This is a genomic window from Sporomusa sp., assembly GCF_057736855.1.
Genome location: NZ_JBYKYF010000019.1, coordinates 1 through 11,281, shown reverse-complemented (window position 1 = coordinate 11,281; position 11,281 = coordinate 1). Strand labels below are relative to the sequence as shown.

General features: G+C 45.5%; 13 protein-coding genes. 12 read left to right on the top strand and 1 reads right to left on the bottom strand.

Translation table 11 applies throughout. The annotated features are described in order from the left end of the window. The 9 genes from AC29Z1_RS02545 to AC29Z1_RS02505 form a co-directional block, all read left to right on the top strand. Window positions 1-77: hypothetical protein (locus AC29Z1_RS02545; protein ID WP_488269899.1), on the top strand; the 77-nt coding region annotated here is incomplete at its 5' end. Window positions 78-333: 256 nt separating this feature from the next. Further along, window positions 334-2,361 (top strand): methyl-accepting chemotaxis protein, encoded by a 2,028-nt coding sequence (locus AC29Z1_RS02540; RefSeq protein ID WP_488269889.1) that lies wholly within the window; start codon window positions 334-336, stop codon window positions 2,359-2,361. Between the two features lie 269 nt (window positions 2,362-2,630). Beyond that, window positions 2,631-3,440, top strand: coding sequence for a selenium-dependent molybdenum cofactor biosynthesis protein YqeB (yqeB, locus tag AC29Z1_RS02535; protein ID WP_488269888.1), 810 nt, complete (start codon window positions 2,631-2,633; stop codon window positions 3,438-3,440). After that, window positions 3,433-4,212: an XdhC family protein gene (locus tag AC29Z1_RS02530; protein ID WP_488269887.1), complete on the top strand. Its 780-nt coding sequence runs from the start codon at window positions 3,433-3,435 to the stop codon at window positions 4,210-4,212. Before yqeB ends, AC29Z1_RS02530 begins: the two co-directional genes overlap by 8 nt. Beyond that, entirely contained in the window at window positions 4,205-4,516 is a 312-nt protein-coding gene (locus AC29Z1_RS02525; protein ID WP_488269886.1) for an XdhC family protein, read from the top strand. Before AC29Z1_RS02530 ends, AC29Z1_RS02525 begins: the two co-directional genes overlap by 8 nt. 2 nt (window positions 4,517-4,518) lie before the next feature. Then, window positions 4,519-5,271: a selenium cofactor biosynthesis protein YqeC gene (gene yqeC / locus AC29Z1_RS02520; RefSeq protein WP_488269885.1), complete on the top strand. Its 753-nt coding sequence runs from the start codon at window positions 4,519-4,521 to the stop codon at window positions 5,269-5,271. Continuing rightward, a complete protein-coding gene (locus AC29Z1_RS02515) occupies window positions 5,268-5,870 on the top strand; it encodes a nucleotidyltransferase family protein (protein WP_488269884.1) in 603 nt (200 codons plus the stop codon). The genes yqeC and AC29Z1_RS02515 overlap by 4 nt, the downstream gene beginning before the upstream one ends. Before the next feature lie 111 nt (window positions 5,871-5,981). Then, window positions 5,982-6,182, top strand: a complete 201-nt coding sequence (locus tag AC29Z1_RS02510; RefSeq protein ID WP_488269883.1) for a small, acid-soluble spore protein, alpha/beta type — start codon at window positions 5,982-5,984, stop codon at window positions 6,180-6,182. 222 nt (window positions 6,183-6,404) lie between these two features. After that, a complete protein-coding gene (locus AC29Z1_RS02505) occupies window positions 6,405-7,682 on the top strand; it encodes a 4Fe-4S binding protein (protein ID WP_488269882.1) in 1,278 nt (425 codons plus the stop codon). Window positions 7,683-7,819: 137 nt separating this feature from the next. Here AC29Z1_RS02505 and AC29Z1_RS02500 read toward each other — a convergent pair whose 3' ends face one another. Further along, on the bottom strand, window positions 7,820-8,506 hold the full coding sequence (locus AC29Z1_RS02500) for an NAD(P)/FAD-dependent oxidoreductase (protein ID WP_488269881.1): 687 nt from the start codon (window positions 8,504-8,506) through the stop codon (window positions 7,820-7,822). 134 nt (window positions 8,507-8,640) lie between these two features. On the opposite strand from AC29Z1_RS02500, the gene AC29Z1_RS02495 reads away from it, so the two are divergent. From AC29Z1_RS02495 to AC29Z1_RS02485, 3 genes are all read left to right on the top strand, one after another. Next, window positions 8,641-8,994, top strand: a complete 354-nt coding sequence (locus tag AC29Z1_RS02495) for a radical SAM protein (protein WP_488269880.1) — start codon at window positions 8,641-8,643, stop codon at window positions 8,992-8,994. Window positions 8,995-8,999: 5 nt separating this feature from the next. Continuing rightward, the gene (locus tag AC29Z1_RS02490) at window positions 9,000-9,533 is read left to right on the top strand and encodes a radical SAM protein (protein WP_488269879.1); all 534 of its coding nucleotides are present in this window, start codon (window positions 9,000-9,002) and stop codon (window positions 9,531-9,533) included. A gap of 398 nt (window positions 9,534-9,931) precedes the next feature. Next, window positions 9,932-11,281 (top strand): pyruvate formate lyase family protein (locus tag AC29Z1_RS02485; RefSeq protein WP_488269878.1); only part of this gene is annotated, 1,350 nt, incomplete at its 3' end.

Sequence of the window (11,281 nt, the reverse complement as noted above, 5' to 3'; positions counted from 1 at the left end):
GCTTTTCGACTGCTGACCAAAAAGAAGGTATGGCTGCTTTTGTTGAAAAGCGTAAAGCCGTGTTTTCTGGAAAATAGAATTAAGATGCAAGTAATACGTATAAGTGAAAGAGACCAAGAGTCTCTTTCTTTTAGTTAGGGGGATTTTAGGAGTAGTTCATAGTAGCAGGTAAAATTTGCCTTTATGGTTATATTGCGCTCGTGCATCTAGGAAGAACTTTTATTATACATGTTTTCCGTGTTTTTATGCTTACATTAGAGAAGGGACAATAAACGCACTACCTGTCGGGCTAGCTCAAGTGATAAGATTTTTAGGATTGGAGGCTTTTTTAACATGATGAAGTCTATGTCATACCGGGCGAAGCTAATTCTCTTTATTTTGCCTGTAGTAGTTATTGGTTTGGTAGCCATTAGCGCAGTCTCATATATAGGTATAAATAATGTAATTGAAGATGAATTAAGTAAAAGTATGCTTACAACAACTCAACAAACGGCAGATACCATTAACACGTGGCTGAAGTCACATATGCTGGAGCCTGAGGCGATTGCATCAACTCCGACAGCAAAAATGATAAATACTAATTTTGCTGCGGTTGATGCACAAAATATAAGTAGATTTAATTTTTTGCGCGAGAAGTACCCAGATGTATTCCAAGATATTTACGCAGCCGATAAGAATGGGAATTATCATACCATACTGAAGAACGGTAATGAATATTCAATTTTTCTTGGTAACGTAAGTAACCGGGATTATTTTAAATCGATCATGGCTGGCGGGCCATCACAGATCACGCCGCCACTCATATCCAAAACTACAAACTTGCCGACCATATTCATAGTCGCACCGATTAAAGATGACAATAATGTACCGCAGGGATTAATCGGTGCGGGAATATCTATACAGCATGTACAAAATGTTGCGAGCGGCTTAACATTTGGCAAAACAGGTTATGGTATCATGATAGCCAAAGACGGAACATTTATACATCATCCGAATAAGGATTTAGTGATGGAAAAAAAGATAACGGAAATGGATGATCCTAATGTTCGAGAGCTGGGAAACCGTATGTTGGGAGGCAAGGCTGGAATCTACCGTTATACTACTGTAGACGGTGTTAAGAAGCTGGCCTTTTACCAAACTATACCGGTTACAGGCTGGGCAGTGGCTACTGAAGTAGAGGCAGACGAATTTTTTGCTCCAGCGTCAAGGATAGCTAAAGTGCTAACTGTTGCGATCGCTGTTGTTATAGTGACCGTTATAGCGATTATTTGGTTTGCCGCACGACGCCTGACGCAGCCATTGAACCAGTTAGTAAACTATTCGCAACAAGTAGCACAAGGAGACCTGGCAATTAGTGCTCTCGAAGTTACATCAAATGATGAAATTGGGAAGTTAGCAACAGCCTTTAATAATATGACTGAGAGTTTGCGTAATTTAGTTAAGCAAATCAGTCATACAACAGAATTGGTAGCCGCATCATCGGAAGAACTGTTGGCTAATTCTGATGAGTCTGCGCAGGCAACCAATCAGGTAGCGGCAGCAATTAATGAAGTGGCAGCAGGTACAGAAAAACAAGTACATGAAGTAAATCAGGCTTCTTCTGTAGTCAATAGAATATCTTCCGGCATTCAGCAGATCGCTTCTAACGCCAATGCAGTGTCCAATATGGCCGACAAAACCGCTGATGCAGCCAGAAATGGTGGGCAAGCCGTTGAATCAGCAGTTTCGCAAATGGCTACTATAGAGAAAACTGTGGTGCACTCAGCTCAAGTTGTAACTAAATTAGGTGAAAGTTCAAAAGAGATTGGTTTGATCGTAGAAACTATCTCCGGGATTGCAGGGCAAACGAATCTGTTGGCGTTGAATGCTGCCATTGAAGCTGCACGTGCCGGCGAGCAAGGACGTGGCTTTGCCGTCGTAGCGGAAGAGGTACGTAAATTAGCTGAACAGTCTCAGGACGCAGCAAAACGAATTGCTATATTAATCAAAGATATTCAAGAGGATACAAGTAGGGCAGTAGCCGCCATGACGGAAGGAACACACGAGGTTAAAGTGGGAGCTGAGGTTGTTAATACAGCAGGACAGGCTTTTAACGAAATTGTAAGATTGATTGACAATGTATCAGAACAAGTAAAAGAGATTTCCCGTGAGATTCAAAACATGGCAAATGGAAGCCAGGAAATAGTAGCATCTGTACAAGAAATTGGTAGAATAAGCAAGGAAGTAGCAGGTCAAGCCCAATCAGTATCAGCCTCGACCCAAGAACAGTCTGCTTCGATGGAAGAAATTGCGGCATCAAGCCAAGGGCTAGCAAAATTGGCTCAAGAGTTACAAACTGCTGTAAGTAAATTTACTGTCTGATAAAAAATTTGTTATTTTACCAGGCATTTTTATTAAACGTAGAACAGACATTGATATTGTAATTGAATGATGGTTAAATAGGAGGAGATATGAATTTTAGAGGATATAGAACAAGTTTTGTTTAATATTTTTAATGCGATCATAACGACAACACAAGATGTGTAAGCACATATATCATCAAAAATTAGTGGCAGACTTATTTGCATGGCAAGCCGACCATCTGCATGTTTACCTGACTCATTTGTATTTTGAAGGTAAAGGAGTAAATAATGGACAACCTAGTCATAGTCAAAGGCGGCGGTGATATTGCCACAGGCATTGCCCACCGCCTGTATCAGAGTCACTTTAATGTAGTAATTTTGGAAGTAGCTAAACCGACAGTTGTCAGAAGGACAGTTGCTTTTGCCCAGGCGGTGATCCAAGCTGCACCAATGACGGTAGAAGGGGTGACAGCAAGACTGGCTCTGCTGGAGGAAGCAGTAGAGATATTGGCCAGCGGTCAAATTCCTATACTATTAGCGTCAGAGCCGCCGGCGGTACAGCAGGTGATTGCTGTCCTTAACCCGGTAGCTGTGGTTGATGCGATTCTTGCAAAACGGAATCTGGGTACTCATATTACGGATGCGCCGATAGTGATTGCGGCTGGTCCCGGTTTTATCGCCGGAAAGGATGTTCACGCGGTAGTGGAGACCATGCGCGGTCATGATCTGGGCCGGGTTATTTATCATGGTACAGCCATTCCCAATACTGGTATTCCGGGAGAAGTGGGAGGTTATACGGTCGAACGGCTGATCAAATCGCCGGCTGACGGTATATTTGTTGGTTGCCGGGAAATTGGCGACATCGTAGCTGCTGGTGATATTGTTGGCCATGTCGGGGACATTCCGGTTACCGTTACTATTACGGGGGTATTGCGCGGCTTACTGCAAAACCATTTTGCCGTTACCCAAGGGATGAAAATTGGCGATGTTGATCCACGCTGCCGTCGGGAACATTGTTTTAGCATATCCGATAAGGCCAGAGCGGTCGGCGGCGGTGTGTTGGAAGCCATTTTACATTTGCGAGGTAAGCATGGATAAGGACATTTTTGCAAAACTGGCACAATGTGTGAAACATGCCCAGCCTGCTGATATCATAACGCTTGTCAGTGCACCGCCAGACAAGCGCTGTGTTGTTGGCAGCATGCTGCTGATTACTGAGGGATACACCGAAGGCCTAATCATGAATGAAGCTTTTACTACATGTATACTTGACAAGGTAAGCGGCATTACCTGGACAAAGCCTATGGTATTAGAAGTAGTGTACGAAGAAAGCAAATACCGCCTGTTTTGGGATAAGCTTTCCCGGCGGCGGTCGGCATTGGTGTTGGGGGCTGGGCATATCAGTCAGCCGCTTACTGAGCTATTAGCTAAGCTTGGCTATGCGGTTACGGTAGTGGATGATCGTCCGGACTTTGCCAATCAGAAGCGTTTTCCCCAGGCGGAAAAAGTGGTATGTCAGCCATTTGGCCGGGCTTTGACCGAACTTGCGTTGTCAAGTTATGGGGTCATAATTATTGTTACCCGGGGTCATCGCTCAGATATGGAATGCCTCAGAGCCGTGATTAACCAACCAGCAGGATATATTGGGATGATTGGCAGCCAGGGACGAGTAAGGGGTGTGATTAACTCGCTCTTGGCCGAAGGTTTTGACCAGGAGGCGCTAGCGCGGCTGCGAGCTCCTATCGGTCTTGATATTGGTGCTGAAACCCCGTTGGAGATTGCTGTTAGTATTGTTGCTGAAATCATAGCTGTTGATCGTAATGCTACCTGCCGTCCACTGAGTGATAAGTGGAGGTGTAAACATGGATAATACTATGATTCAAGCCATTTGCGCCGCTCGGCAGGAAGGCTTGAAGGTTGCGCTTGTCAGTATCATTGCTACCCGTGGTTCTACGCCGCGCAAAGCCGGTGCTACCATGTTGGTCTATCCTGATGGCAGAGTATTTGGCACTATTGGCGGCGGCTGTGCGGAAGCTGAAGTTAAACTGCAGGCCCTAACCGCTTTGGATAAAAACCAGTCATTTACGTATACGGTGTCAATGACCAGTGAGGCAGCCGCAACCGAAGGGATGGCCTGTGGCGGAATCATGGAAGTATTTATTCAGGTGGTGTAAGTATGCTCTGGAATGCACTGGGGGTTAGTGTGCCAGGCATAATTGCCTGTGTCGGTGCTGGAGGCAAGACCTCACTAATTCAGTCCTTGGCTAAGAGCGCCAAGCAGCAGAACCGGTCGGTTTTGCTTACTACAACCACGAAAATGGTTTATCATCAGCTTGCGGAATTTCAACCGGTAGTTACTGATGATTATCAGCAAGGTGTGGAAGCAGTCGTTGCAGGACTAAAAGCTAAGCAAATAACTGCTTGGTTATTCAGTCAGAGCGGCGGCAAGGTATTGGGAGTTCCGCCTGAGTGGCTAGACTTTGTAGCAGCTAAGGTACCAGATGCGTATATCCTGGTGGAAGCTGATGGGGCTCGCTGCGCTAGCATCAAAGCTCCGGCTCCCTTTGAGCCAGTTATTCCTGATGCAACTGTCATGACTATCGGGGTATTAAACCTGGGGGTCGTAGGGCAGCCTTTGTCTCATACTAATACTCACCGTCTTGATTTGGTATCAGCCATTATTAACAAGCAAGCAGGTGAAAGCATTGGCTGGCGAGATTTAGCCTGTTTGGCCGTGCACCCGCAGGGGATTTTTCAATATGCCAAGGGAACTCAGGTGTTGCTGCTTAGCGGCGGCAATACTGATTCATTAGTGCTGGCAGCTCAAATTGCCGGCTACTGCAAATTGGTTAACGCTCCAATATCGCGGGTTGTGGTAACGACAGGGTATGGTTCTGCAATGAAGCCTGTTTGGGTGTATCGATTATGATCCCAGTGGGTGCAGTAGTTTTAGCAGCAGGCACAGCTAGCCGTATGGGCACGCAAAAACTTCTATTACCATTAGGCGATAAGCCGCTGATGGCTCATGTGCTCAGTACTGTCAACCAATTGGCTTGGGATGCAAGCATTGCTGTTATTGGCGAGCCTCAAGCCGAGTTAGCTGAATTATGCCGCCAGTACCATGTGAGTGCGGTCTTCAATGCTGACAGGCACAGCGGCCAGGCATCTTCTCTGGTGTTAGCCCTGCAAAGGCTGCCGCGTCAGTTGGCAGGTGTTATGTTTTTTTTGGGTGATCAGCCACTGGTTTCTCTTGCACTGGTTGATACGATCCTTACTACGTTTGAGCAGGCCGCAAGTGACAGGGCGATTGTTGTACCTTGCCATCAGGGACACCGCTACAGTCCGGTACTGTTTGGCAGTCACTGGCGTACCAAATTGGCTGCTTTAACCGGCGACACGGGCGGGAGGCAGATTGTTCGGAATTACCCGGAATGGGTGATTGAGGTGGACTGGCCGGATTCTGCCTGTTTTTTGGATGCCGATACCTGGGAAGAATATCTGCGCTTAAAAAGGCTGGCTGAAACATAAGTTTTGCCGCGGTGATATTGCTAATGCCCTTTTTAAACAGCATATCTTTTGACATAATTGCAAATAGTATACACAGGCATCCTAAAATGATTAAAAGGAGGAGGCTTGTATATGGGGAAAGTTATGTCAGAAGAAACCAAGTATAAATTAGCGCACGAGCTTGGCTTTGGTGAAAAAGTGGAGGACGGAAATTGGGACGATGTTACTACCGGAGAAGTTGGCTCAATGGTTCGAGAAGCGATTAAGCGTGGTGAACAGGCGATCGCAGAAGAAGCGAAGGCTAATGGCGCAGTTCATCAGAATGCAAAATAACGAAGGCTGCCCTGAAGTTTGTCTACTTTAGGGCAGCTATCTTTCTTTATTCAACAGAATTTGCAATTGAATGTTGTTAATTACAGTGCAATTACATTTGGTTATGCGATACACCTTTGCAGGAGCTAAACTTGACGCACAAGATTGCCAATTGTAAAATAAGCATAAAAATTTTCCGCTATACTATCGACCAAAGTACTTAAGTGGCTGGAGGACTATATTTTGGGGCATATTGTAAATAGTGAACGTGAATATCGGCTGCTGCAGCAGCGGTTAGATCTAAACATTACCGGTGCACCGTATTCTCCGGTATTTATCCAAATTCTGCAGTTGCTATTTTCTCCAGAGGAGGCGGCTATTGCCAGAAACATACCCTTAAAGCCTGTAGCCCTAACGACATTGGCGCAAAAGACTGGTCTTGAGCTAAGAGAACTGCAGGAAAAAATACTCATTATGGCTGAAAAAGGCTTGGTATTTGATTTTGAATATAAGGGTCAGTGCCATGTGGTTCTCGCTCCGGTGGTGATTGGTTTTTTTGAGTTTGTCTTTATGCGTAGCCGTGATAATCTTGACATGCGGGAACTGGCAGAACTGTTTGAACAGTATATGTTTAACGACGACCGGTTTGCTCGCGATATTTTCCGGGAGACTACCCAGTTGGGGCGTACTCTGGTTAGAGAGGAAGCTCTTGCCGATTACTCAGAGGTACTAGACTGGGAAAAGGCCAGTCATGTTATTACAACTGCCAAGGCTGTAGGCATATCCCTCTGCGCCTGCCGGCATAAAGCCAGCCATTTGGATAAAGCTTGTGATGCACCGCTAAAGACTTGCCTGACTTTCGGCAACAGTGCCCAGATGCTGATTCACAAGGGGATGGCTGAGCCGCTAAGTGTTAGTGATGCCATGAAGGTTCTTGAACAGTGCAAAGCGGCAGGGTTAGCGCAGATTGCTGATAATGTACAAAAAAACGTCGGTTTTATTTGTAATTGCTGTGGTTGTTGCTGTGGTATGTTTCAGGCTGTTAGGAAGTTTGCGATTCGGACGGCTATTGTGACTTCTAACTGGATAGCAACCATCGAAACAGCCAGATGCACAGGCTGCGGCCGGTGTGTTAAGGCCTGTCCGGTTCAAGCCATTATTGTTGATACAATTGGTGATGCTGCGCATTCCAAGGCAGTATGCGAACCAGAACTGTGCTTGGGCTGCGGCGTATGTTACATGGCCTGTAAACTCGGTTGTATTAAGCTGATCAGTCGTGAACAGCGGGTCATGGTGCCGGAAACAACCTTTGACCGCATGGTGGCCATGGCTATTGAACGGGGCAAATTGAGCAATTTCCTGTTCGATGATCCCTCGCGACTGAGTCACCGGGCGTTAGGGCGGATTGCGACGATGATTGAACAGTCGGCCCCGGTCAAGGCGCTATTGGCAGTCAAGCCTATTCGTTCTGCTTTCCTTACGGCTATTGCCAATCGGGCTAAAAAGTATGCCGACCGCTAATGCATCTTTACGGTATATGCTCGTGTATTTGTTTGTGCTTCAATAATAAGGAGTTCAGGTGGAGGTGGATTCCCCACCTGAACATACCGTATCAGATAAAATCGAGGCGATATGTGTTTGGCCCCATGATGAGTCAGTTAACTTTCCATGATATCTTGTTTTATCCTATCCAATCCCAGTCGTTCAATCAGGTTTCCTAACCGTTCATAATTTTTTGCATGTTTTTTATAGTAATTTATAATTTTGTCTACTAACGGGATTACATCTTCTTGAGGAACGTTCTCGGCTAATATATCGGCAAGTCGCGGCTTGATGCCGGCATTGCCGCCAATCATGACGGTGTATCCCTTGGGAGTACCCATAATGCCTATATCCCGCACTGCGGGTTCGCTGCAGGAATTGGCACAACCGGCAATACTCATTTTAAATTTGGACGGCAAGTTTTGCCCATGATATTTTGTATCCAGCTCCAGCCCTAAGGTTACGGCATCTTGCTGGGCGCGTTTGCAAAAATGGGTTGCCGGGCATATCTTTATACTGCGCACGCATAAGCCTATCGCATGTCCTTTTGGCATTCCGAGTTCTTCCCAAATCTGATCAATTTTATCTTCTTCAATACCTACAATGGCTATTCGTTGGGCGCTTGTCAGTTTTAATGCTTGCGCATGGTATTTTTCCGCCACATCAACAATTTTGCGCAGTAAATTAAAATCTAAAATAATCCCGCCTGGGATGTGTGGTGCTATTGCATAGGTTTTTTTGTCTCGCTGCAGTACAGCACCTTTATCCAGCAGGTCACGTTTTGTTTCTTGCTTAGTGTCCATAGTTATCCTCCTTGACATGTTTTCTTACGTGGTGCTAGCCAGATGTTTGGCTGGTATTTCTTTAATATGATACAAGGCAGCTTAGAATATGCTGTCTACTTCTCAATATACATAAATAAAAAGAGGCGATACCTATGTATTTTGATAATGCTGAAGGACCGGTATTTCGGCCCCCTAGTGAAGCCTATAGTTTTATTTTGCGGGTGACTATCGGATGTTCGCATAATGCTTGCACCTATTGCAACATGTATAAAGCCGTAAGGTTCCGTCCCCGTCCAATGGATGAGATTATGACTCAGATTCACGCCGCTAAACCTTACGCCTTTCATATCCGCCGCATATTTTTGGCTGACGGTAATGCCCTAGTACTACCAACTGACAAGCTGTTAGCCATACTTTCCATACTGGAGCAAACCTTTCCCCGGCTGCAACGCATATCCTGTTATGCAGGCCCCAAAGATATACTGAATAAAACCCCGCAGAATTAGCTGCTTTGCGGGATGCTGGGCTTAAGCTGGTTTATTATGGTCTGGAGTCAGGCGATGATGTTGTATTGAAAAGGGTAAATAAAGGCGTAACAGCGGCTGAAGCCATCGAGGCTGGTCGGCGTATCGTTCGTTCTGGTATCAAGCTGTCGGTCATGGTTATTGCCGGACTAGGCGGCAAAGAACTTTCCGCCCAGCATGCTGTTCATACGGCTCAGGCAATCAACGCTATCCGGCCAAATATGTTGAGTACGTTAACCCTTATGCTTTATCGTGGCAGCGAGTTGGTGGAGCAATTTGAACGTGGTCAATTTGCACCTCTTTCGCCGGCGGAGATTATGGGAGAACTTTATGAGCTGGTAAGCGGTATTGATTTGCCTGTAGCCAATCATTGTTTATTTCGCAGTAATCATATATCCAATCATATTGCCCTGGCGGCTACATTACCTAAGGAAAAGAGCAGACTGCTTGCCGATATCGCGGCAGCCAGGACTAGACTAGCTGTTGTGACTGACTGGGACCCTTATAACAATGTAGAATAAATGAGTTTCAGTATAACTGAAACAGAAATTACCCAGACCTATCTCTAGGAACCCAAGAGGTAGGTCTTTTTTGCTGGACATCGGAGAGGTTTGCTATGGTGGCAGCTTATTGCCTGTAATTTGTGATTTTTGAAATATTTGAGAAGATATTTACTTTTTGTTAACTACTAGACAAAGAGTCGAGAATACTGCATAATGTATTCAACAGATGGACAAGTCGATATATGTCGTAAAAAAATATATTTTGTGGTAGCCATGTAAATATGACTGAAGCAAATCGGGCGGACGCAATTAAGGACATACGGTTGGTACACGGTGGAGGCCAGCCGCCTGGGCATTCATGCTCAGGCGGTTTTTTATAGCAATTGTTAGAATATTTCTAAGAGGAGGACTTACTCATGAAAGCATGGGAAGGTTTCAAAGGAAAAGCTTGGCAAGAGAGTATTAATGTTCGTGATTTTATCCAGCAAAACTATAATCCGTATGAAGGCGATGGCCAGTTTTTAACAGGTCCTACTGCCAGAACCACTCAGTTATGGGAAAAATGCTCTCAACTCTTGAAACAAGAGCGTGATAATCATGGCGTCCTTGATGTTGACCCTACTCGGGTATCTACCATCATTTCACATGGCGCTGGTTATGTAGACAAAGACTTAGAAATTATTGTGGGTTTACAGACAGATGCACCGCTTAAGCGTGGAGTTATTGTCAATGGGGGTATCCGCATGGCCGAGCAGGCGTGCGAGGCCTATGGTTATAAGCTGGATGAAACGATAAGCGAAATTTACCATAAACATGCTACTACTCATAATACTGGCGTCTTCATGGCTTATACCGACGAAATGAAGCTGGCCCGCAGTACAGCCATCATTACCGGTTTGCCTGATGCTTATGGCCGAGGCAGGATTATTGGTGACTATCGCCGGATTGCCTTATACGGCATTAATAAACTTATTGAAGCCAAGAAACAAGATTTGCAGCAATTGGCCAATCGACCCATGCTGGAAGATGTCATTCGTCTTCGTGAAGAAGTAGCCCGCCAGATTGGGGCGCTTCAAGACATGATAACTTTAGGTAAGATATACGGCTTTGACATTTCCCGACCGGCCGAAACGGCGGTGGAGGCAGTACAATGGCTGTATTTTGGCTATCTGGCTGCCATTAAAGAACAAAATGGTGCGGCCATGTCTTTAGGCCGAGTTTCCACTTTCCTAGATATTTATTTGGAGCGAGATTTGGCTAAAGGCTTAATCACCGAGGAACAAGCCCAAGAGTTTATCGATCAGCTTGTGATTAAACTCAGACTGGCGCGTCAACTAAGAACACCTGAATATAACGAACTGTTTGCCGGTGACCCTTTATGGGTAACTGAAGCCATTGGCGGGGTTGGTCTTGATGGGCGTCCGCTTGTTACCAAGACTTCATTCCGCATACTGCATACCCTGTATAATCTTGGACCAGCACCTGAACCCAATCTGACAGTACTTTGGTCAACTTCTCTGCCGGACAACTTCAAGAAGTTCTGTGCCCAGGTATCTATTGATACCAGCGCCATTCAATACGAAAATGATGATATTATGCGTCCGGAATACGGCGATGATTATGCTATCGCGTGCTGCGTATCTGCCATGCGTGTTGGCAAACAGATGCAATTTTTCGGTGCCCGTGCTAACTTGGCCAAGGCACTGCTAATGGCTATTAACGGTGGACGAGATGAAGTCACTGGTAAGCAAGTGACACCCGTTATC